This is a genomic window from Nonomuraea sp. NPDC050691 (genome assembly GCF_040654455.1).
Classification (GTDB): domain Bacteria; phylum Actinomycetota; class Actinomycetes; order Streptosporangiales; family Streptosporangiaceae; genus Nonomuraea.
This window is the reverse complement of record NZ_JBFAIA010000009.1, coordinates 1-21,785: the sequence shown is the minus strand read 5'-3', so window position 1 is coordinate 21,785 and position 21,785 is coordinate 1. Positions and strand designations below refer to the sequence as shown.

General features: G+C 68.7%; 20 protein-coding genes, 1 tRNA gene and 3 pseudogenes. 11 read left to right on the top strand and 13 right to left on the bottom strand.

The genetic code is table 11. The annotated features are described in order from the left end of the window. Nucleotides 1–218 precede the first annotated feature (218 nt). A complete protein-coding gene (locus tag AB0H81_RS05985) occupies nt 219–809 on the bottom strand; it encodes a TetR/AcrR family transcriptional regulator (RefSeq protein WP_358369856.1) in 591 nt (196 codons plus the stop codon). 139 nt (nt 810–948) lie between these two features. On the opposite strand from AB0H81_RS05985, the gene AB0H81_RS05980 reads away from it, so the two are divergent. Both AB0H81_RS05980 and AB0H81_RS05975 read left to right on the top strand, forming a co-directional pair. Beyond that, complete coding sequence (locus tag AB0H81_RS05980) at nt 949–1,491, top strand: dihydrofolate reductase family protein (RefSeq protein WP_358369853.1); 543 nt, start codon at nt 949–951, stop codon at nt 1,489–1,491. A 202-nt stretch (nt 1,492–1,693) separates the two neighbouring features. After that, a pseudogene (locus tag AB0H81_RS05975) lies at nt 1,694–1,900 on the top strand (ATP-binding protein); the annotation flags it as partial. Between the two features lie 276 nt (nt 1,901–2,176). Here the strand turns inward: AB0H81_RS05975 and AB0H81_RS05970 are convergent. Next, the gene (locus AB0H81_RS05970) at nt 2,177–2,551 is read right to left on the bottom strand and encodes a hypothetical protein (protein WP_358370066.1); all 375 of its coding nucleotides are present in this window, start codon (nt 2,549–2,551) and stop codon (nt 2,177–2,179) included. A gap of 795 nt (nt 2,552–3,346) precedes the next feature. Then, on the bottom strand, nt 3,347–3,787 hold the full coding sequence (locus AB0H81_RS05965) for a MarR family transcriptional regulator (RefSeq protein ID WP_358369851.1): 441 nt from the start codon (nt 3,785–3,787) through the stop codon (nt 3,347–3,349). A 70-nt stretch (nt 3,788–3,857) separates the two neighbouring features. Between AB0H81_RS05965 and AB0H81_RS05960 the strand changes: the two genes are divergently transcribed. The 5 genes from AB0H81_RS05960 (at nt 3,858) to AB0H81_RS05940 (ending at nt 8,057) form a co-directional block, all read left to right on the top strand. Further along, nucleotides 3,858–4,268, top strand: coding sequence for a hypothetical protein (locus tag AB0H81_RS05960; protein WP_358369849.1), 411 nt, complete (start codon nt 3,858–3,860; stop codon nt 4,266–4,268). Beyond that, nucleotides 4,265–5,857 (top strand): multicopper oxidase family protein, encoded by a 1,593-nt coding sequence (locus tag AB0H81_RS05955; RefSeq protein ID WP_358369846.1) that lies wholly within the window; start codon nt 4,265–4,267, stop codon nt 5,855–5,857. Before AB0H81_RS05960 ends, AB0H81_RS05955 begins: the two co-directional genes overlap by 4 nt. Nucleotides 5,858–6,089: 232 nt before the next feature. Continuing rightward, nucleotides 6,090–7,244, top strand: a complete 1,155-nt coding sequence (locus AB0H81_RS05950; RefSeq protein WP_358369843.1) for an IS5 family transposase — start codon at nt 6,090–6,092, stop codon at nt 7,242–7,244. Between the two features lie 35 nt (nt 7,245–7,279). Then, nucleotides 7,280–7,861, top strand: coding sequence for a hypothetical protein (locus tag AB0H81_RS05945; RefSeq protein WP_358369841.1), 582 nt, complete (start codon nt 7,280–7,282; stop codon nt 7,859–7,861). Between the two features lie 70 nt (nt 7,862–7,931). After that, nucleotides 7,932–8,057, top strand: a complete 126-nt coding sequence (locus tag AB0H81_RS05940; RefSeq protein ID WP_358369838.1) for a hypothetical protein — start codon at nt 7,932–7,934, stop codon at nt 8,055–8,057. Between the two features lie 116 nt (nt 8,058–8,173). Here AB0H81_RS05940 and AB0H81_RS05935 read toward each other — a convergent pair whose 3' ends face one another. The 4 genes from AB0H81_RS05935 to AB0H81_RS05920 all read right to left on the bottom strand — a co-directional run bounded on the left by AB0H81_RS05935 (nt 8,174) and on the right by AB0H81_RS05920 (nt 13,430). Further along, nucleotides 8,174–11,305, bottom strand: a complete 3,132-nt coding sequence (locus AB0H81_RS05935) for a S8 family serine peptidase (RefSeq protein WP_358369835.1) — start codon at nt 11,303–11,305, stop codon at nt 8,174–8,176. Beyond that, the gene (locus AB0H81_RS05930; protein WP_358369833.1) at nt 11,302–12,177 is read right to left on the bottom strand and encodes a hypothetical protein; all 876 of its coding nucleotides are present in this window, start codon (nt 12,175–12,177) and stop codon (nt 11,302–11,304) included. The genes AB0H81_RS05935 and AB0H81_RS05930 overlap by 4 nt, the downstream gene beginning before the upstream one ends. Further along, a complete protein-coding gene (locus AB0H81_RS05925; RefSeq protein WP_358369830.1) occupies nt 12,174–12,743 on the bottom strand; it encodes a sigma-70 family RNA polymerase sigma factor in 570 nt (189 codons plus the stop codon). The genes AB0H81_RS05930 and AB0H81_RS05925 overlap by 4 nt, the downstream gene beginning before the upstream one ends. A gap of 126 nt (nt 12,744–12,869) precedes the next feature. Further along, nucleotides 12,870–13,430 (bottom strand): hypothetical protein, encoded by a 561-nt coding sequence (locus tag AB0H81_RS05920; protein WP_358370063.1) that lies wholly within the window; start codon nt 13,428–13,430, stop codon nt 12,870–12,872. On the opposite strand from AB0H81_RS05920, the pseudogene AB0H81_RS05915 reads away from it, so the two are divergent. Together AB0H81_RS05915 and istB are read left to right on the top strand one after the other, a co-directional pair. After that, nucleotides 13,375–14,019 (top strand): annotated as a pseudogene (locus AB0H81_RS05915) (IS21 family transposase); the annotation flags it as partial. The gene AB0H81_RS05920 and the pseudogene AB0H81_RS05915 sit on opposite strands and share 56 nt — an antisense overlap. Continuing rightward, nucleotides 14,019–14,810: pseudogene (istB, locus tag AB0H81_RS05910) on the top strand (IS21-like element helper ATPase IstB). The pseudogenes AB0H81_RS05915 and istB, both read left to right, overlap by 1 nt. 344 nt (nt 14,811–15,154) lie before the next feature. Here the strand turns inward: istB and AB0H81_RS05905 are convergent. After that, a tRNA-Tyr gene (locus tag AB0H81_RS05905) sits at nt 15,155–15,236 on the bottom strand. A gap of 263 nt (nt 15,237–15,499) precedes the next feature. Between AB0H81_RS05905 and AB0H81_RS05900 the strand changes: the two genes are divergently transcribed. After that, nucleotides 15,500–16,000, top strand: coding sequence for a YajQ family cyclic di-GMP-binding protein (locus tag AB0H81_RS05900; protein WP_310707134.1), 501 nt, complete (start codon nt 15,500–15,502; stop codon nt 15,998–16,000). Nucleotides 16,001–16,269: 269 nt separating this feature from the next. Further along, nucleotides 16,270–16,740, top strand: a complete 471-nt coding sequence (locus AB0H81_RS05895) for an NUDIX domain-containing protein (protein WP_358370053.1) — start codon at nt 16,270–16,272, stop codon at nt 16,738–16,740. On the opposite strand, the gene AB0H81_RS05890 is transcribed toward AB0H81_RS05895, so the two are convergent. The 5 genes from AB0H81_RS05890 to AB0H81_RS05870 form a co-directional block, all read right to left on the bottom strand. Continuing rightward, nucleotides 16,715–18,202, bottom strand: coding sequence for a hypothetical protein (locus tag AB0H81_RS05890; RefSeq protein ID WP_358369827.1), 1,488 nt, complete (start codon nt 18,200–18,202; stop codon nt 16,715–16,717). The two genes, AB0H81_RS05895 and AB0H81_RS05890, sit on opposite strands and share 26 nt — an antisense overlap. Before the next feature lie 28 nt (nt 18,203–18,230). Beyond that, nucleotides 18,231–19,082, bottom strand: a complete 852-nt coding sequence (htpX, locus tag AB0H81_RS05885; RefSeq protein WP_358369824.1) for a zinc metalloprotease HtpX — start codon at nt 19,080–19,082, stop codon at nt 18,231–18,233. Nucleotides 19,083–19,210: 128 nt separating this feature from the next. Then, nucleotides 19,211–20,233 carry an ATP-binding protein gene (locus AB0H81_RS05880; RefSeq protein WP_358369821.1) on the bottom strand — a complete coding sequence of 341 codons (1,023 nt, stop codon included), beginning with the start codon at nt 20,231–20,233 and terminating at the stop codon, nt 19,211–19,213. Next, on the bottom strand, nt 20,196–20,948 hold the full coding sequence (locus AB0H81_RS05875; protein ID WP_358369818.1) for a response regulator transcription factor: 753 nt from the start codon (nt 20,946–20,948) through the stop codon (nt 20,196–20,198). The genes AB0H81_RS05880 and AB0H81_RS05875 overlap by 38 nt, the downstream gene beginning before the upstream one ends. Nucleotides 20,949–21,046: 98 nt before the next feature. Then, nucleotides 21,047–21,785: hypothetical protein (locus AB0H81_RS05870; RefSeq protein WP_358369815.1), on the bottom strand; the 739-nt coding region annotated here is incomplete at its 5' end.

Genomic DNA, 21,785 nt, shown 5'->3' with positions numbered 1-21,785 from the left:
TCCAGGAGGACGGTGCCGACGAGGTGTCGTACCAGATGGTCCGCCGCTACGTGGCTGACCGGCGAGGCGAGATCTGGGCAGAGGCCGGCCGCGGCCCGGGCAAGGCGTTCGTCCCGCAGTCGTATCGCCCCGGAATGGAGGCCGAGGTCGACTTCGGGGACGTGACGGTCCGGTTGGCCGGTGAGCAGGTCCGTTGTTGGTTGACGCGGATGATCACGTCAGGGAGTTGCGAAGCGCGCGGCGATCGTTCGGGCTGCTTCGTCGACCGCTCGCGACTGCTCTTCCTTGGTGATCGACCACGTACCGTGCGTGAGGCGCGGCCAGAAGATCGCGGACGCGATCATGCCGAGGAACTGTGCGGATGCCAGATCCGGATCATCGATGTCGGCGCTTCCTGCGGAGTGCGCCTCCCGCAGATAGCGGCCCAGCGCCTGCAGCACAGGCAGCGTGCCGAAGTCGAAGGTCCGCTCGCGCAGTTCGGGGAAGTGGTGCGATTCGGCGATCACGGTTCGCATCAGGGCGACCATGTGAGGACGAGTCAACAGTTCCGAATACGCGCGACCTAGCACCACCAAGCCCGCGTAGAGGTCGCCGGTCGGGATCTCGACCGGTTCCGGAGCCGGCGATCCGCCTGCCGCGAGCACCGTTGCCTCGAAGAGTTCGGCCTTGGTCGGGAACTGCTTGAAGAGCGTCGCCTTGGACACCCCTGCGCGCTCGGCGACACGTGCCAGTGGCGTGCGGTCGTACCCGAACTCCAGGAAGAGCTGCGCGGCGGCGCCGAGGATCGCCTCGCGATTGGTCGCGGCCACCGCACGGTGGTACGAGGAGCGTCCACGTGTCATTCGTTCAGTATCTCATCGAGGCGAGTTCCTTGACTCACCATTACGAACACGACTAGGTTAATAGAGGCGAGTCGATCGACTCACCTCTCGGAGATAGGAGCGGCTCATGGCTACCGTGATCGTCCACGCGACCATCACTCTTGACGGGTTCATGGCAAAGGAGGACGGCGGGGTCGACTGGATGTTCGGCCGACCCTCCGCTCCCGAGGATGACGCCGTCGTCGAGACAGTGATGAGCCGGATCGGCGCGGTGGTCGGCGGCGCGAACAAGACCCAGACCATCGAGGACGGCGAGATCCCGTATGGCGGCATGCTGAAGGTCCCGGTCTACCTGATGACCCACAGCGCCCATGAGCCGATCGAGCGCGACGGCACCACGTACAACTTCGTCGTCGACGACATCAACGAGGCCGTCAGGCTGGCCACGCAAGCGGCCGGGGACGGCTGGGTCAGCCTGCTCGGAGGAACCATCTCACGACAGTGCCTGCGGCTCGGTCTCGTCGACGAGCTCCACCTGGACATTGCGCCGGTCCTGCTCGGCGACGGCATCTCGCTCTTCGCAGGCCTCGGGCGGCACATCGAGCTTGAGCGCCTCGATACATCAGCCTTCGCGAGTGAGGCTCATCTTCGCTACCGAGTCCTCCGTTAGCCAGAGTTGCAGGTCCTCCGAGCCATCGGGTCCGCCACGAGCCCTCGTCACTTGTCCGAGCCCCACCCGCCCCGACCCTGAGCGGGTTCCGGAACCCGTGTCCCGCGCTTGCCCAGACAGCCGGTGCACCCGAACCCTCCAGGCCCGGCACCGGACGCCCACCCGGCATCCCCAACCGTCGGCCAGTACCCCGCTTCGACTCATGGCCGAGTGCGACGACCGCGCGCGCCGCCGCTCCGAACGCCGCGGCAAGGCCGCCCAGTTCCCGCGCGACAAGTCCCTGCGGGCCTTCGACCTCGACAGTAACCCCAACGTTGATCCCGCCGTCATCCATACCCTCGCTACCTGCGAGTGGGTCGACAAGGGCCAGCCGCTCTGCGGTGACTCCGGAACCGGCAAGTCGCACCTGCTCAAGGCCGCGTGCGTCCACACAGGGAAACCGTCGCATGATCGTCGAGCCGGATCCGTGCCGGATGCCACGGGAGATCAGAGGGAATCACCGGAACTCACGGGCGATCAACGCGAGAGGCCCGCCACCGCGTTTCCGCTGGTGACGGGGCTCTTCCCGCTGATGCGGCAGGTGCAAGGTTCGAACTTGCGTAGGCTGCACGCATATTTGCATGCCCGCCGCTGGGACCGGAACAGCCGGAGAACTGGACACGGTGATCGGGCTTCCACCTGCGCCCTACGCCGTATCTCCTCCTGCTGGGCGTGCGGTCTTTTCGGTGAGCAGGGTACAGAACAGGGCCGTGAGCATGAAGCCGACCACCCCGGGGACCCCTATCAGCATGCCGAGTGCAAGGGTCTCGTTGGACACCCAGGAGTCATAGTCCGGCTGGATGACGACGACCGCCAGCATGACGAAGGGAGCCACCAGACCAACGGCCGGCCAGTGGGGCAGGCGGGCCACCCACGCGGCCACCATGCCGAGAGGGAAGGGCGCCAGCGCGAACGCCATTGCCAGCTCAAGCTCGGAGTCGGTGGCCGGCCAGGCGAGGAGGAGCAGCAGTAAGACCGCCACGGCGGCCCCGGCCAAGGCCGACCTCAACAAGAGACGCACAGCGTGATTGTCGCGGATCAGGGGTGGACAGGTCGACGCCCGAGGAACTGCTCCGCCGGTTTCTCGTGGTGAGTAAGAGATGATCGTGCTGTGGGATTCGGGACATACGCCAGACGTGTTCGCGACGGTGATCTTCCTTACGGAGGCCCTTCCGCGCGCTGAGGTGCACTGTCGGCTGCTATCGCCCGATCGGCTTCAATGCGGCCTGGTCCTACCTGACCACGGCAGGAAAACTTCGACACGATGAGTTGGCATTCCGGGCGCTGGACATGCTGGAACTCAGCCGGAACGCTTGGCTCTCTCCCCCTTTCACGACGCTTACGACTACCACGCCGCCTGCTCAAGGTGACGGCACTGGTGGTCAACGATGCGTTCCCGTTCTCCGCTAAGACGCCGGACAAGGGCCAGGCTTCAGGACCGAGCTCAGGCTGCGACACTGCCGCAGTCATCGAGCTGCGCTCCCCGCGCACGCGGGGATGGTTCCGCGCTGGGACACACCTCAAGACCTGGGACGCCACAGCGCCCTCAAAACTTAGCCGCGTATTGCCCGCGGATGGCCGTAACCCGCCGTCGATGACCACGGACAGCCCGGCACAACAAGAGAGGCCCCTCACCGCGTTTCCGCCGCTGAAGGGCCTCTTTCTGCTGGTGTGGCAGATGCAAGGTTCGAACTTGCGTAGGCTGAGCCGACGCATTTACAGGGCATCGCCGATCTCGACGCAACTGGCCGCTTGGCTTGCGTCTCCGTGTTCGCCCTGGGCGAGCCCGGGCCCGCGCTTGCCCGTGTCAGGCGAGTCATGCGTCGCGTTCTGTCGGGGCGACGAACCTGGTCAGGAGAGCTTGGAGGGTTTCGAGCTCGGCGTCGGTGAATGATCCGAACAGGTCTTCCGCGGCGCCGGCCGCGAGGCGCTGGGCGATGTCGAGAGCGTCGATGCCCTTGTCGGTCAGGCTGAGATTGGCCACCCGTTTGTCGGTGGTGGACCGGGCCCGGGAGAGGTAGCCGAGGGTTTCGAGGTCTTCGACGGTACGGACCATGCCCGCCTTGTCGCTGCCGGTCTGTCGGATCAAGTCGCGCTGGGTCGAGACGCCGTCGCGGCGCAGGAGCATCATCACGCCGAAGTGGCGGCCGGTCAGGCCCAGTGAGGAGAGCGCGTTGTTCAGTGCCCCGGCGGCTCGTTGGTGCGACTGGCGCAGCAACAGGCCGAGTTGGAGGTCGACTCCGCGCGGCTTCGGCATGGTTCCATCCTATGTTAGATTCATATGGATCGGATTCAAGTGAATCTATTTGGCGAGACGAGGACGGCGTGTGACGACGACACAATCAACGGGGGATGCCGGCGTGGTATCCAGGTCCGCGCCGCGCTGGCCGTGCTGGGCGTTCCGCATCGCGAGCACAGTCGCGGCGATCATGCTGTTTGATCAGGCGGTCCTCGCCGGTCAGTTCCTCTCCGGCAGCTACGACTCACTGCACGTTCACCGCGAGAACGCGACCTTCGCCGGCATCTCGATCCTCATCTCCGCTGTTGCGGCCGTACTTCAGCGGTGGCCCGGACGCGGACCCTGGTGGCCCATCCTGGCCTGCCTCGGCCTCTTCGGCCTGATCGGGCTGCAGATCGTTCTCGGTTTCTCGCGAGCGATCAGCCTGCATATCCCGCTCGGTGTGGCGATCATCCTCCTCGCCACCGCTCTGGCTGTCTGGGCCTGGCGACGCCGATGACCGAGAAGAACCACCGGATCACGTTGAGCCGCCGGGCGTTCATCGGCGCCGGCCTTATCGCCGGCATCGGCCTGGGAGTGGGGATCCCGTTCTCGCTCGGCGCGGGCGGGCTCACCTCGACCGGCAATCTGCTCCGCAGCCGATTGCCGCTCCCGCAGCCGTTCACGATGCCCTTCCAGACCCCGCCCGTACTGAAGCCGGTGCGCAGCGACGCCGATACCGACTACTACGAGATCACTCAGACCGCGGCGACGGCCTCGATCCTGCCGGGGGTGAAGACGGTGATCTGGGGCTACAACGGGATCTTCCCCGGCCCCACCATCGTCAGCCGGCGTGCCCGCACGACCGTGGTGAGGCACACCAACCACCTTCCCGTTCCCACGGTGGTGCACCTGCACGGCGGCCGTACCCCGCCCGACAGCGACGGATACCCGATCGACTTCGTCTACCCCGTCGACAGGTCCTACGTGAACCAGCACATGAACATGGAGCACATCAACATGGGCGGCTCGATGGTCGGAGATACCACCGAAGGCCACCGCTCCTACACCTATCCACTCGACCAGCGCGCGGCGATGCTCTGGTACCACGACCACCGGATGGACTTCACCGGCCCGAGCGTATGGCGCGGACTCGCCGGCCTCCACTTCGTGCGAGACGACGAAGAGGACGCTCTCGGCCTGCCCTCGGGCCCACGCGAGCTCCCTGTCATGATCACCGATCGCAGCTTCGCCGCTGACGGCTCTCTGGCCTACCCGAGCATCGACGGGAGCCTGATGAGGACACCCGGCGTCACCGGCTCATTCGTCGCCGGCATCCTTGGAGACGTCATGCTCGTCAACGGCACGCCCTGGCCGGTTGCGAGAGTCGACGGCGCCACATACCGCCTGCGCATCATCAACGCCTGCAATGCCAGACGCCTCGACCTGCGTCTCGACCCGCAGCCTGATGGCCTCCTGACACAGATCGGCACCGACGGCGGACTCCTTGCCGCACCAATTCGTCATGAGCATGTCGAGCTCGCCCCCGCGCAACGTCTCGACGTCATCATCGACTTCTCCAGCTACAAACCTGGAACCGCGGTGACGCTGCTCAACGACTTCGGTGATGGGAACATGTCCCAGGTCATGCGCTTCATCGTCGGCGAGAAAGCCGACGAGCCGTTCACCGTTCCCGACAAACTCTCCACAGTCGAATCGCTCACCGCGGCCCAGGCCGTCATGACCCGCACCTTCCGCTTTCAATCGGGAGACGTCAACCACATGAAAGGCTGGCTCATCGACGGGCGGCCATTCAGCCCCGACGACATCGCCGCCGCGCCGAAGCTCGGCACCGTGGAGGTCTGGCGGCTCATCGCGGACTTCCATCACCCCGTGCACCTCCATCTCAGCCCCTTCCAGGTGCTCTCCCGAGGTATCGGCGGCCCCGGGGCCTTCGACGCCGGATGGAAGGACACCATCGACCTGCGGGCTTCGGAAGAAGCAGCAATCGCGATCAGATTCGACGGTTATCCCGGCAAGTACGTTTTCCATTGCCACAATCTGGAACACGAGGACATGGCCATGATGGCCAACTTCACCACCCGATGACCGAGGAAGTCTCCGGTGCGGTCGGATCCCTACCGGCTGGCAGCCAGGCGGAGAAGACTCGTCTCGGGGCGCCCAGCGGCTTCGGCATACACATGACGCCTACTGCGACGCCGCCGAACACGCCGGTGCCAGGGCCGTCAGCGCCCGCGACCTCACCCACCTCGCCCCCGCCAGCCCTCACTTCGAAGCCGCGCTGCGGCTGCGCAGGCCAGGGTTCGACCGGGTATAGACGATGGACCGGATCGGCCTGGCCGCCGCGCTCGTGAACGCCGGCGATTGCGCCTCGCCGGGGTGCCAATGTCGCGGCCGGAAACCGTCATATCCGTCGGACCTGACCGATGCCGAATGGGCGGTGCTGGAAGGTGAGGCGCGGGCGGTGATGGCCGAGCTGGTCGCAGTCACCGGCAGGCCGATGGTGCATGACTTGCGAGCGGTGCTCGACGCGGTCACCTACATGACCCGCTACGGAATCGAGTGGCGGGCTCTGCCGGTGGACTTCCCGCCGCATGAGGCGGTGTACGCGTTCTTCCTGCGCTGGTCCCGGCGTGGCCTGCCCGAACGGCTCGCCGGGCGGTTACGCGGCCGTCTGCGGGTCATAGCCGAACGCGACGAGTTGCCGACGGCCGGGTGCATCGACTCCCGGACGGTCAAGGCGGCCGAGACCGTCGGGGCAGCGGCCTGCGGTTTTGACGGGGCCAAGAAGCTGAAGGGGCAGAAACGGCATATCGCCGTCGACACGCTCGGGCTGCTTCTGTGCGTGATCGTCACCGCCGCGTCGGTTCAAGACCGTGACGGCGCACACCTGTTGCTGGCCCGGCTGCGAGAGAAGTTCTCCACCATCGAACTGGTGTGGGCGGACGCCGGCTACGCCGGACGCCTGCTCGCCTGGGCACTCGACGTCCTCCACCTGACCGTCACCATCGTCAAGCGCTCCGACGACCTGCGCGGCTTCCTCATCCTGCCCCGAAGGTGGGTGGCAGAACGAACATTCGCCTGGTTGACCCGCTACCGCCGGCTCGTACGGATCTACGAACGCAAACCCGAACACCACGAAGCCATGATCTGGTGGGCCACGGTGCACCAGATGACCCGCCGCCTGACCCGCGAACTGGCAGGCCAACCGCCCCCTGGCCGCTGGAGCGACCCGCCCCCGCTTCCGAACCTGTCCAGCCCCGACCGGCGCGGCAAGGTCCTGCAACTCCTGGCCGCCGAACCCTGGCGAGCCTGGAAAGGGGTCGAACTGGCCGCCATCCTCGAATCGAGAACATCAACAGCTTCCGCGTCCAACTGTCCCAATGGTCCCACCAGGGTTACATCAACAAGATCGGACCAGCCCTCTACGGCCCCATGCCCACAAGCTCTTAAGCCTTTGTCAGCAGGCTCTTAGATATCTGGCCGCCAGCGGGGCGCACTAAATGGCCATTGACAATTCGTCCCGCGCTGCGCAAGGGCATCTGCTACGACGTCCGCACCCTGATCTCCATGGCCGGGGAGGGCAACGTCCGGCTGGAAACCTACAGCGAGCAACTCGTCGACCGGGAGGCGATGCGGACCGTCTTGGACCAGCCCTCCCACAAGCTCTACGCCGGCGTGAAGTTCCGGCAGGGCTCACCCTTCGAGTGGGTCTACCTGTGGCTGGCGTGCGTCCTGCCCAACGGCCTGTCCCGGATGCCCGGCCAGCGACCTGGGTTCACCCCGCACTTCGGATGGGGTTCCATGGCCGCGCTCGACGGCGACAGCCTGGCCTACCTGACCGTCCGCGAGGGCGACGACGCGGACGGCCGGTTCTGGGAGATCGGCGTCATCGGCCACGGCCCGCGCGCCGCCTGGCTCGCTGAGCAGGTCGTCGCCGCGATCCAGGAGTGGGACCGCAACTATGGCAACGACGCCCCCACCCCCGGCTTCCGGATGGCCACAGCCGCCCACCGCGATCAGCTGAAGGTCGCCGACCCGCGCTTCATCATCGACAAGCCCAACAGCCGACTCGTCATCGAGTGGCCGTAGAACGGGAGCAGATGAACCTGCGATCGCCTGTGTGAGGCTGTGAGCGATAGACGGCGGATGTGAGCGACAGGTGGCGCCGCTGGAGCGGCTCGCCAGGGACATCGGGAAGCTGCAGACCACCGTGCGCCTGGACCGCCGCGTGATGCTGTGCGTCCTCATGGCGGTGCTCGCCGTGGCCGGCGTGCCGGCCGCCTGAGGACGACTACACGAGCTCACCGCCGCTGAGGCTACGCGCATGGGGATCTGGAGACCGGCGAGGTCAGGCCGTTCTCCCAGGACAATGGCGTAGCCTTGGTGGCGGCTCACGGTCGGTTATTTCGACCGCACGGCGTAGGCCCGGATGACGGTCTGGGTGAGACCGGTGCCGGACGCTCCCGCGACCCGCACGCGTAGCGACACATGTCCCGGCGTGCGTGGGTTGAGCACGGCGGCCGTCCAGCCTGAGCCTGCGCGAACCGTGGGAACATGGTGCCAGGTCGCGCCGTCGTCAGTGGACATCTCCAGCCGGACGCTCTCGACCTGGGTGCTTCCGTCGAGCCACATGGGCAGCCGGGTCAGTGAGCCGGCGGCGGCACGGTTGAACTCGTCGAGTCCCGCCGGGGCGTACCGCATCGCCATCAGGGGCAGCGGCCGTTCTCCCTCTGTGCGCGCGGACCGCACCGTCCAGACAGCGTCTAGGGCCGTGGACAGCGTCGAGGACGATGGCCGGCGCATGGACGCGCTGAGTGTGTACGTGGCCGCCTCGGCCGGCAGGTTCGCGCGGAATGCGCACGCACCGGGATCGTCGATCCCACAACCGGCGATGTCGGCCCTGGCGAGCACCTGCCCGTCCCTGGCGACGGTGACGGAACCCGTGGCGGCCGAGTCCGTCCCGGCCCGCCCGGCGACACCATCGGCGAAGAGGGCTCCGGCGTTGAGCACCAGCTTGTCACCGGTACGCCGCGCGCCGAGCCCGGCGAGCGAAGGTCCCGTCACCGCGGCGTTCCACAGTTCCCGGGCGGATCCGCGCCGCGCGGTTCTTCCCTCGTCCACGATCGTCGCGGTCCCGGCCAGGAGCGTGCTGTCCCATACGAGGCCGGGTGTCCGGTGATGGGTCAGCGTGCCGGGCAGGTCCATGTCCTTCAGGGGCGCCATCATTAACTCGTCAGGGGCATCGCCAAGGCGCGCCCCCGTCATGGGGGTGGCCTGGGCGGCCGCGCCGGAGGCCCGGTACGTCGCCGTCACCTTCGCTAGCCCCCGCCGCTTGGCCGCGTAAACGGGTTCGTCGGGGAGCTCGCCGATGTGGCGCTGGGCGAGATCATAGACGGACGAGGCCGCCTTGTTCGCCCAGATGTTCCTGATCATGAACTTCAGCCCGGGCTGGCGGGCCGGGACGACGAACAGCCTGTCGGGATACTTCTTGAACGAGGCCCAGGCCGTGGACCACTTCCCGAACGCCACCTGGAAGTCGAAGCCGTTGTCCTGGACCGCGTCCGGGTCATCGATCGCGAAGCGGACCTGTTTCCCCAAGCGCGCGTCCAGCGTCACCTGCTGGTCGCTCTCGCCCACGGTGATGATGGTGTGCGCGATCGTGGTGCCTTCTCTCTCGGAGGTGTCGGTCAGCAGGTTCCACCGGCCCTTGGGCAGTCTGATGTCGGCGCGGCCCTGCTCGAAGAACAGGTCGCGTTCGGCACCGGTGTCCGGATTGTAGATGGTGGCCCTCGGGTCGACGGGTGTGCCGGATTTGCCGACGGCGGTGATGGTCACGTGGTGGGCCTCCGGCTCGACGTACATGCCAGCCAGCGTCCGGATCACCTGCTCTCCTGATCTGGCGGTGACGGTTCCCGGATAGTCGCCGGTCGCTTTGCCGCGCGCGTCGATCGTCAGCGTGACCGGCGCCTGTCCGTGCGCGGGCACCTCGACGCGGTTGGCGGACAGGTGGAGCAGGTCGCCCTCGGCGGTCAGGTCGAGCGTGACCGGGGTGTCGCCGGAGTTGCTGTAGGTGATGCTCCTGGTCGCCACCTGCTCGGCCGCGCCGAAGGGGAAGAGGGCATGCAGGTTGGCAGGTTCGGCCACCACGGGCTGGGCCAGCGCGCGGACCAGGTCCACCAGTCCGGCGCCCTGCTGGTACGGCGTCACGTCCGCCGCGGGCGCCGCGCTGCCGATGAGCGCGGCCTTCAACTGGCGACCGGTCCAGTCGGGGTGGCGCTGGGCGAGGATCGCGGCGGCCCCGGTCACGTGCGGCGCGGCCATCGAGGTGCCGCTCATCGCGACATGGGTGCCGCCGGCCTGCGCCGCCACGATGCCGACGCCGGGCGCAGTGACGTCCGGCTTGATCGCGTGGTCGCCGTCGCGCGGCCCTTTGCTGGAGAAGCCGGCCAGCTGGCCCTGCCGGTCCACGGCACCGACTGTCAGGGCGGCGTCCGCGGTGCCGGGGCTTGCCACCGGGTTGACAGGGTCGTTGCCGGAGGCCACCACGAACAGCGCGCCGGTACGTTCCGACAGCACGTTCACCGCCTGCTCCACGGGGTCCAGCTCGGGGGTGTCGGGTCCGCCGAGGCTCATGTTGACGACCTTGGCCTTGACCTCGACGGCAGCCCACTCCATGGCGGCCAGCAGGGCCGATTCGGTGAATTCCCTGCTGCCCAGCTTGCCGACCGCGATCTCCGCGTCCGGCGCCACGCCCTTGTACTTCTCGCCGGCTCCCGCGACGATCGACGTCACATGGGTGCCGTGGCCGAGGTTGTCGCGGATGTCGGGTTCTTCGCTGAAGTTGCGTGACTGCTTGACCACGTTCTTCAGGTCGGCATGGTCGGGGTCGTACCCGGAGTCGAGCACGGCGACCTTGACGCCCTTGCCGGTGAAGCCTTGTTTCCACGCCTCGGTGGCGCCGATCTGCTCGACGCTCCGGTCGAGGCTGAAGGAACGACGGCCGTCCAGCCAGAGCTTGGCCGCCCCCGCGGCCAGCGTGCGGGCGCCCCCGCTGGTGAGGTCTCGCCACGTCTGGGCGGTGCTCGCCTTGGACAGGCGCAGCGTGGTCATGCCCACGTCGGCGAGCCGCCGGGGCTGCCCGGCGCCCCGCAGCCGGGCGGTGGGTTCGTCGGCCGACTGGAGGATGAGCGGAATGTCCTTACGGGTGGCGTCGCCGTAGCCCCACCGCAGCAGCTGGGTGACGTCGAACAGGCGCCTGTCGAGCACGCCCTTGGCGATCAGCGGGCCGGCGTCGGACGGGATCACGTACAGGTGGCCCCCACGCACCTGTCGTGTGAACGTCACCTCGCGGCCGTCGCCGGGCGTCACGTGGTATCCCTTGCCGGCTACCATGACGCGGTCGCCGGTGATGAGGGTGACCACGTTCCCCGTGGATCCGGCGCTGTTCCGTGCGGGTTCGGCGCTCGTCTGGGCGGTCGATAACGGCGTCGCGGCTGTCGCCGCCAGCAGCAGCGTGCCGATCAGCGCCTTCATGACGTGCTCCCGTCGTTCGCGGAGCAGCCGTACTTGCGCAGGAGGGTCTGCTTGAGCTCCTCGTCCATCGGCTTCTCGCTGACGGTGAGGCCGACCTTGCCGTACTCGAACAGTGCGCCGCCGGTCACGTACATGGAGTCGGGTACTGACGTCCTGGTCTCCGCCTCGGCGGCCCGCTCGCCAGGCTCCTTGACCACGAACTCACCGATGGACAGGCCGAGCCCGGCTAGGGTCTGCCGGACCTCGCTCACCCGGTGGTTGAAGAACGGCCGGCAGTGCATGGGCTCGCCTTGAGCCTCCAGCATGCCGATGACCTCGTACTTTTCCCCGGGGCGGGCCTCGCGGCCGAGCAGGATATCGGCCTTGCCGGTGAAGTCCTTGGCGATGGTGAGCCCGATCGGGCAGCTTCGGCGAAAGTCGCAGTTCTCGGGACGGTCGATCGTCTTGATCTTGTCCGCGTAGGGGAACGGGCCCTTGTTCCAGCCGGCCGTGTCGGTGGAGATCTCGCCCACGAAGGACGGCGTGACCGGCGCGACCTTGAGCGAGATGTCCATGCCCGCGTCCTTGAGCTGGGTCTCGTACACCTTGGGGTTGGCGTACAGGTCCTTGACGGCGATCACGTAGTGGTCACCCTCCTCCTTGATGTCCAACGCGGAGGCGGGTGCGGGGCCGAAGACGACCGTGGCCGACCAGCCCGCCGCGGCGACCGCCGCCGCGATCGGCAGCGCCAGCAGCGGCCGCCACCGCGGGCGCCGGGCACTCGGCTCGGGCTCGGCCGTGTCCATGATCTGGGTCAGCATCTCCCGTGCGACAGGGGTGAGCCCGGGGCCGGGGTCGGGAGCCAGGGTCTTGACGATGTCGTCGGGGGTCATGCGCTCTCCTTGGCGAGGCTCACAGCGCGCGGGCCATACGTGCTCAGGTCGATGTCGATGGCGGCCAGTTCGGTGGCCAGGCGCTTACGCGCACGATGCAGGCGCTGGCGGACCGCCATGCGCGAGCAGCCCAGCACCTTGGAGATCTCGGCGGTGCCGAGCCCTTCCCAGCCCACCAGCGACAACAGCTCTCTGTCGTCCTCTGACAGGCGTGCGAAGGCGTCCCCGGCCCTCGTCGGCGCCCGGTCTGCCGCCGTGCCCGCGCAGGCGGCGAGCTCCTCGCAAAGACGCAGCGTCAGGGCCGTATGACGGAGGGTGCCGCGGTGATGATTGGCCAGGACCCGCCGGGCCGTTCCGTATAACCACAGCCTGGCTTCGTCACCGGCCGGCACGTCCGCCAGCCGCCGCCAGGCTGTGGTGAACGTCTCGGCGATCACGTCGGCGCAGTCGTCCGGATGGTCGGTACGACGCCGGACATAGCCGGAGACGGCCGCGTAGTGCCCCATGTAGAGCTCTTCAAAGCGCTGCCGGGGCTCCACTGCTTCCTTCTGGTTCAGGAATGTCACATGACAGTAAATGTCCGGCAGTGTACGGGCGTGACAGCGAGGACCCGGTGAAAACCTGTCACGCTATCCCACCTGCTCGGCCAGATGGACCCACCCCTTCGTGAGGTGGGCGGCGGCACTTATCGTTCACATCCGCCACTTATCGCTCACAGTCTCACTGTGCCTGTGAACGATAGATGGCCATGTGAACGATAGGTGGCCCTGCTCGACGGCCAAGCGACAGGTGGGCTGTGACCACCAGCTATAGGTGGCGGTTCCCAGTCTTGTTGGCGGCTGAGGGGCGGGGAGTCTGTCCACGAGCTGGAACAGGAGGGTGGTGTCCAGTTCGGCGGTGCGGTTGCGGATTCCCGTGCGAGCGTGTTCGAAGTCGAAGGCGGCGTGCAAGCTGGCGGTGATTTGGTCCGCGCCAGCCGGGCCGAAGCCGATGCGGGTCACGTTCACTCGGTTGTGTGCCGAGAGGAGATAGATCGAGCCGTCGATGAAGCCCTCTTGGAAGTCCGCGGGGAAGGCGAAGGTCTGCTGGTTCAGGGCCATGAGGTGCTCGGCTGGCAGCTTGACGAAGTCCAGGCTGATCTCCGTTTCGATGAGCGTTGGCCCGCCGAGCCCGGGGCGGAAGGTCATGGGCTCGTATTCGCCGTTCACCGCGGCGTTCGGCACCACTCGCCGGGTGACGTGGAGCTCCACCATCTCGGTGGAGTCGGTGCGCTACTCGGTGCCGCACGAGCTGATCGACACCCGGGTCTGGGCGCGCTTTCACTGTGACGAGCTCATCGTCACCGCGATCGGCGCTGATGGCGCCGCACGGGAGGTCGCCCGCCACCAGCGCAGCAAGCCTGGAAGCCCCGTCATCGACGAGGCGCACTACCCGCCCCGGGAAGACAAGGAAGGCGACCGGACCCCGAAGGCCACCTCGGCTGAGGAGGCGGCATTCTTGATGATCGGGCCGGGTGCAGCGTCCTGGTTGGTGGAAGCCGCGGCCGCGGGCACGCGCCGGATCAAGGCCAAGATGGCCGAGGCCGTCACGCTGGCCAAGCTCTACTCGGTCGCCCAGGTCGACCGGGCGCTGGGCACCGCCGCGCTGACCGGCCGCTTCGCTGACAAAGACCTGATGTCCATCCTGGACTACCAGGCAGGCGTCGACAGCGCTGAGCCCACCCGCGCCAGCGAGACCCACAGCCTGCAGCCGGGCACCTCGGCCTGGGCCCACTTCGGCACCACCACCGCCGACATCGACCACAGCATCGACCACGACACCGACCCCAAGGACTCCCTCTGATGGCCACTCCGCTGCGTTCCGTTCACCGCTCCAACGGCGACCCGCTCACCGAGGCCATCGAGCTCACCAAACGGCTGAAGCTGCCGCACATCCGCCGCGCGCTGACCGATCTGATCCCCACGGCCAAAGCCCAACGCTGGGATCCCGCCGAAGTCGTCCGTGTTCTACTGGCAGAAGAAGCAGCCGGGCGCGATGCGGCCAACCTGCGCACCCGCCGCAAGCGGGCCGCGTTTCCCACCGGCAAGACTTTCGGCGACTGGGACGAGACCGCCTCCTCCATCCCGCGCCACACCCAAGACGCCCTCAAAGCGCTCGAATGGGTGCGCCGCCGCGAGAATCTCTGCGTCTGCGGCCCGTCGGGCACGGGCAAGAGCCACTTCACCGAAGCACTCGGCCAGGCCGCCATCGCAGCTGGGCTGACCGTCGCCTGGTTCGCCATCGAGGACCTGGGCGCCCTGGTCCGCCGGCACCGCGTCGACGACTCCCTGGCCCGAGCGATGACCCGGCTCATCCGCAGCGACCGCATCATCGTCGATGACATCGGTCTGCTGCCCGTCTCCCCAAGACGCCGCTGAGGGCTTCTTCCGCCTGGTCGATGCCGCCTACGAACGGCGGGCTATGGCAGTCAGCTCCAACCTGCACCCCTCTGGCTTCGACGAGATCATGCCCAAGACCCTCGCCACCGCGACTGTCGATCGGCTCCTGCACCCGCTCATGTCGCGGTGACGCAGGGTGACAGCTTCCGGCTCACTCAGGCCACTTCGGGGCAGGGGGTGAAGCCCTTCACCTGATCCACTCCATCACCACGGCGGGGCGATATCTGGCCGCCAGCGGGGCGCACTAAATGGCCATTGACATTAGATCGCCGCAGGTCAGGAAGAGTGCTCCCCGCGCACGCGGGGATGGTCCCACGGTCGCCCAGAAGGTGCACAGGGCGTTGCGGTGCTCCTTGCGCACACGGGGATGGTTTCGCGCTGTGGCATCCCAAGATCTGGGATGCCACAGCGCCCTCAAACTTAGCCGCGTATTAGCCGCGGATGGCCGTAGCCCGCCGTCGATGACCATGGACAGCCGGACACAACGAGAGAGGCCCCTCACCGCGTTTCCGCTGGTGAAGGGCCTCTTTCTGCTGGTGTGGCAGGTGCAAGGTTCGAACTTGCGTAGGCTGAGCCGACGGTTTTACAGACCGCTCCCTTTGGCCACTCGGGCAACCTGCCGTGTCTTCCGCTCTCGCGGCGACAGACAGAAGAATAGCGGACTTCCGGGGTGCACGTGACACCGGTTTGTACCGCCCGGGGATCGCGGTCCCGGATTCCCGGGATGGTGGCAGGGTGGAGGGGTACGGGCCTGGTGGACTGCACTACGGGCCGATGCTGGCTAGGCTCGTGCGCTGGGTCCGTGTTCACGGGGGCGCGATGCGTGGTCGGCGAGCCTGGAGGCCGGGGCCGGACACCGCAGACATGCGTACGCAGCTGAGAGGATGTGCGTTTTGGCCGATTCGTCTTTCGACATCGTCAGCAAGATCGACCGCCAGGAGGTCGACAACGCGCTGAACCAGACCGTCAAGGAGATCGGGCACCGCTTCGACTTCAAGGGCACGGGGGCGAGCATCAGCTGGTCCGGGCAGGACAACATCGAGATCAAGGCGAACAGTGAAGAGCGGGCGAACGCCGCGCTCGACGTGTTCAAGGAGAAGGTGGTCAAGCGGGGTCTGTCGCTGAAGATCCTGGACGCGGGCGAGCCCAAGCTGTCGGGCAAGGAGTACCGCATGCTGGTGAGCCTCAAGGAGGGCATCGACCAGGAGAACGCCAAGAAGATCTCCAAGCTGATCCGCGACGAGGGGCCCAAGGGCATCAAGGCGCAGATCCAGGGCGAGGAGTTGCGGGTCAGTTCGAAGAAGAAGGACGACCTGCAGGACGTCATCTCCCTGCTCAAGGGCAAGGATCTCGACATCGCGCTGCAGTTCGTCAACTATCGCTAGGTCGTGAGGGCGGGGCGTTCCGGGGCGCGGTCTTCTTCCATCGGTCTTCTTCGTCGGTGTCTGTCCGCGCCCCGGCCCGCCGGCCGAGCACCTCATCCCTGTTCCCGCGCCTCGGGCCCAGGTCGAGCGAGCAGCTCACCCTTGCTCCTGGGCCTTGGCCCCAGGTCGGCCGAACGGGTGCCTTCGCCGGGCGGCCTCAGTCGAGCTGAGAGCGGAGGATGACCCGGCTTCGCGGATGCGGGTGAGGCGTAGGCTCGGGCCGCGTGACGATGATTCCCCTTCGGCGCTTCACCGCGCGGGTTCTGCCCATCGACGACCTGGACCGGGTTCTGCTGCTGTACGGGTTCGAGCCCGCGCGGCCCGATGAGCGTTTCTGGTTCACGATCGGCGGGGCGCTGGAGGCGGGTGAGACGCTCCAGGAGGCCGCCGCGCGTGAGCTGCGTGAGGAGGTCGGCATCCGGGCCGAGGTGAGCGAGTTCACCGGTCCGTACGGCACGAGCACGGTCGAGTTCTCGTTCGCCGAGTACGCCGTCACGCAGGATCAGACGTTCTTCGCGGTGCGGGTGGGCATGGCCGAGGTCTCGTTCGACGACATGGAGGAGATCGAGAAGGCCACCACCGTGGGTCATCGGTGGTGGAGCGCCGAGGAACTCGACGCCACGGACGAGGTCGTCCATCCTCCGGATCTGGCTCGCATACTCCGACACATCAAGGTCACTGGGGGCGGAGCACCCGCGTAGCGCCCGCGATCAGCGCGGTCGCCAGGATCCAGCCGGCGACGATCAGCCCGTACGCGAGCCCCTGCGTCCATCCGGCCGGGTCGAACATCTCCCGCTGCCCGAACGTGGGCAGCGGGAGCAGCAGGTCGAAGCTGTACGCGAACGAATCGAAGACCGGGGCCTCGTCCGGTTTGAGGGGACGTGGCGGGTTGAGGCCGAAGGCGACGGTGCCGGTGAGCAGCAGGAGGGCGAACCAGACCCCCGCCAGCCAGGGGCGGTGCCCGTAGCCGACCGTGACGTCGAGCAGCCGCCCCCACGTCCGCTGGCCCGGTCCCTGGGTGCGGCGTCTGGCGCGGAGCTTGGCGAGCTGGGCGCGCCGGGCGAGCCCGTCGTTGCCGTCGCGGAGGTACCAGGCGGCGAGCTGCTCGTACGGCTGCGGCCGGAAGCCTTCGGGGTCGCGGGCGACCCACTCGACGCGCCGCGTCACGCCGCTGCCGCGCAGCCGGTCGTACGTGAGGCCGTTGAGGCGCAGTTTCTCGGGCCAGGTGTCGGGATCGTCCTGGAGGGTGCCGACACGGGAGTAGGTGAGGTTGACGACGCCGTCGATGGGCGCGGCGGGCTTGAGGTAGAGCTCGCGTATCTCCGCGTGGCTGGCGTGCAGCGCGTACGGGGTGTCGGGGCTGCTCAGGACGCCGTTGACGGAGAGCGTGCCGCTGACCCGCGCGCCGCGCAGCCGGACGCAGCCCGTCGCCGTGAAGCCGCGCGAGAGGTGGACCGTGCCCTCGACCACCATGTCGTCGGCCCTGATCGCGTAGTCGCCGGGGTTGCGGACGGCCGCCCCCTCGAAGCTGAGGTCGCCGTTCACGCGGCTGCCGGCCAGGCGGACGCCGCCGGTGATGTCGGCGCCCCGGAACGTCGCGCCGCTCTCCACCACCATCGAGCCGGCCGACAGGGCCCACACGTCGTCGGCGGTCAGGCGGGTGCCTCCCAGCCACAGCCCGCTCTCGAACACGGCACGGGCCAGGCGCACGGTGCCGGTGATGTTCGAACCGGACAGGCTCAGGTGGCCGGCGACCCGCATGCCGCCGCCGCTGAAGCCCGGCAGCGCGCAGTCCGTCAGGCGTACGGTGCGGGTCGACGTGTTGGTGAAGAGCACGGGTTCGTCCAGGTGGCAGCCGCTGAGCACCAGTTCGTGCTCCACCCGCCCGCCGAGGATGGACAGGGAGCCGGTGATCCGCGCGCCGCATAACCGCACGGCCGCCACGGAGCCGGGCGCGGCCTCGCGCGCTCCCAGCAGCAGGGACGCGATCACACTGGCGCGGATCGTCCGGTCAGGGCCCCAGGTGTCGCCGTCCTTGGGGGCGTTCTCCCCCGCCGTCGCGCCGACGCCGGTCGTCACGGGGGCGAGCTCCACGGTTTCCCCGGTGGGGAAGGCGTTCCACAGCTTGCGCTCGGCCTCGCTGAGCCGGGGGGATCGGGCCATGGGGATGATTATGTCCGTCTGTTGGAGGTCAGCGTCGGTAGCCCGCCATGCGTTCCAGCCGGGCGACGCGCTCGGACGTGGGTGGGTGCGTGGAGAACAGCCGGCCGAAGCCCGAGCCGCTGAACGGGTTGGCGATCATCATGTGGGACGCCGAGGTGAGGCGGCTGTTCTCGGGGAGCGGCAGGCGGCGGGCGCCCATCTCGATCTTGCGGAGGGCGGAGGCGAGGGCCAGCGGGTCGCCGGTGAGCCGGGCCCCGGACTCGTCCGCCTGGAACTCCCGCGTACGGGAGATCGCCATCTGCACCATGCCCGCGGCCACCGGGCCCAGCACCATCATGAGCAGCGCCCCCACGAACCCGGGCCCCTCGTCGTCGTCCGAGCCGCCGAAGAAGACCGCCACGTAACTGAGCCAGGTGATCATCGTGGCCAGCGCCCCGGCCACGGACGAGACCAGGATGTCGCGGTTGTAGACGTGAGACAGCTCGTGCCCGATCACGCCGCGCAGCTCCCGTTCGTCCAGGAGCTGTGTCAGTCCGTACGTCACGCAGACGGCGGCCTTGCGCGGGCTCCGGCCGGTGGCGAACGCGTTCGGCTGCACCGTGGGCGACACGTACAGGCGCGGCATGGGCTGCCGGGCCTGCGTGGAAAGCTCGCGGACGATGCGGTACAGGGCGGGATGCTCGACCTCGCTGACCGGCCGCGCCCGCATGGCGGACAGGGCGATGCGGTCGGAGAAGAAGTAGGCGACGGCGTTGCCCGCCACGGCCAGCACGAACGCGACCTGGAGGCCGGTGCCGCCGCCCAGCCACGCACCCACGGTGAGGATCAGCGCCGACATGCCGCCCAGCAGGACGGCGGTGCGCAGGCCGTTGTGGTGCAAGGTCCCTCCCTTCGTGGTGGGGGTTCACCCGCTCCAACGACTATGGCGGGGTCCATCGTTCCCTGGCGTGCGCACATGAGGGCACAGCGCGACCGCGCCTGACGGCGCAGCGCGACGTCCGCCGCAGGTCAGCGAGCCTCGGGCAGGTGCATGTGGACGCTGGTGCCGCGGCCCGGCCCGGAGGCCAGAGTGGTCCGGCCGCCGGCCTCCTCCACCGCGCCGCGGGCGCTGCACAGGCCGAGGCCGGTGCCCTGCTCCCTGGTGGTGAAGAACGGCTCGAAGGCGTGCTCGGCCACCTCGGCCGGCATGCCGTGGCCGGTGTCGCGGACGGTGAGCCGGACCCGCTCGCCGCCCTCCGCCCGGGCCGTCTCGATGGTCAGCCGGCCGCCGTCGGGCATCGCGGCCAGCGCGTTGACCAGCACGTTGAGGAGCGCGTTCTCCAGCGGGGCCCGGTCGATGCCGACGGCGGGCAGCCCGGGAGACAGCCGGGTGTCGAGCTCGACGCCGCCCTCGAGCGTCGGGCGCACCAGGCTCGCCGTCTCCTCGACGACCGCGTTCAGATCGGTCGGGCCCGGCCGGTCCACGCGGGCCGGCGCCAGGAGCCGTCGGGCCAGGGCTTCGCCGCGCTCGGCCGCCTGGCGGATCCGCTCGACGTCGGCGCGGCCGGGAGCGTCCTCGGGCAGCGCGTCGAGGGCCAGCTCGGCGTGGCCCAGGATCACCCCGAGGAGGTTGTTGAGGTCGTGCGCGAATCCACCGGCCCGCCGCCCGAGGGACTCCAGCCGGTCGGCCTGACACGACCTCAGTACGGCCGGGGCGAGCAGGTGGAGCCGGTCGCCGGGCACGACGTCGCGGACGCCGGCCCGTACGAGCGTCGCGGCCCGCTCGCCGGCGATCGGCCCGGCGACCAGGACGATCGGGATGTCCAGGCCGGCCTCGCGCAGCACCCGGAGCGCGTCGAGCACGGTGAAGGACGGCGTCCGGTCGCCGGAGAGGACGACGTCCGGCGGCCGCCGCCCCAGCGCCTCCGTCATCGCCTCGGCGTTGTCCACCCGTTCGTGGGTGGCCCGTACCCCGTCGTGCTCCAGACGGGAGACGATGCGGCGAGCCTCGTCGTCATCGCTCCCGCACAGCAGAACGTGAATCGGGACCATCGCGCATGTCCCCTCCGTCTCCGAACCTGTAGCCCACACCGTGCACCGTGCGCACCCAGTGGCCGGACCGGGCGTCGTCACCGAGTTTGCGCCGCAGGTTGGCGATGTGGACGTCTATCACGTGGGCGTTGCCCGGCCAGTCGGTGTGCCAGATCGCCCGGGTCAACGTCTCGCGTGGCCATACCCGCCTGGGGTTAGAGGCGAACAGCGCCAGCAGGTCGAACTCGATGCGGGTCAGCGGCACGGGCCGGCCCGCCAGGTGCACCTCGCGGCTCTCCTCGTCCACGACCAGGTCGCCGAACTCGTGGACCCCCGCCCGTTCGGGAAAGGCGCTCTCCCGCTCGCGGCGGGGCCGCCGGAACATCGCCGCGACGCGCGCCGCCAGCTCCCGCGGCGAGAACGGCTTGGTCATGTAGTCGTCGGCGCCCACCTCCAGGCCGATGAGCCGGTCGGCCTCCTCCGTACGACCCGACACCATGATCACGTACGCGCTCGTCATCCCCCGCAGCCGCCGGCACACCTCGATGCCGTCCATGTCCGGCAGCATGAGGTCGAGCGTCACCAGGTCGGGCCGCCTCTGCGCGACCAGGTCCAGCCCCTCGGCCCCGGTGGCCGCCTCCGACACCTCGAAACCGGCCATCCGCAGGACCTCGCACAACAGCCGGCGCATCTCCGCGGTGTCCTCGATGACCAGCGCCCCCGGCCGTTCCACCACGCCATCACCTCGAGTCAGCCACCGATCGCCGGCGAGCGCGGTGGCGGCGCGGTCGCACGACCGTGACCCCGGCGATCCCTCCCCCGTTCAGGCCTCACTTACCGCAGCGAGCCGCCGCGAAACCGCCGCGCCGCGGATGCGACGCGCAGGTCGGTGAAGCAGGTCGTCGCGTCCTCGTTGTAGAGGCCGGCGTGGCCGCCCCGGTAGGGCCGTTCGCGGTCGTGGAAGCGGACCAGGTGGCGGCCGTCGACCTTGGCCGTGATCGTGGCGCCCACCTGGTGGACCTCGATCGTGTGCCACACGCCGAGCGCGTAGGACCGGGCGCCCGTCGCGAGGTAACGCTGGTTGCCCGGGTAGCCGGGGGTGACCTTGCCGAGCTCCCAGCCGTTGGGTTTGGGCACGAGGTAGTAGAAGTGGTCGTCGTCCGTGTAGTGCCACACGACCCAGGCGACCTCCCAGGCGTTGGGCGTGGGGCGCCGTAGCTGGTGCAGGGTCCTGGCCCGTACGCGGATCCGGACGTCCGTGTAGCGGCCGGTGGTCAGGGCCAGCGCGGCGTGCGTCTCGGCCGGGGCTCGCGCGGGCCGCGGTGACAGCCGCCACACCCACCGGCCGCCGTCCTGGTACGTGCACGCCCTGCCGTACCCGTCGTACGCCAGGGACAGCCCCGCTCGGATGGTCCCCTCCGCCCACGGGACGCAGGGGGCGGGCGCGGCGGGCGCCACCGGGAGGGCGAGCAGCGCGACGGCGTCGGCAACGACTTCGCCGACTACCACTCCTGGCTGGAGCGCCACGGCGTCGACTGCGGCTCGGTGCACGTCTCCGAGACCCGCCACACGG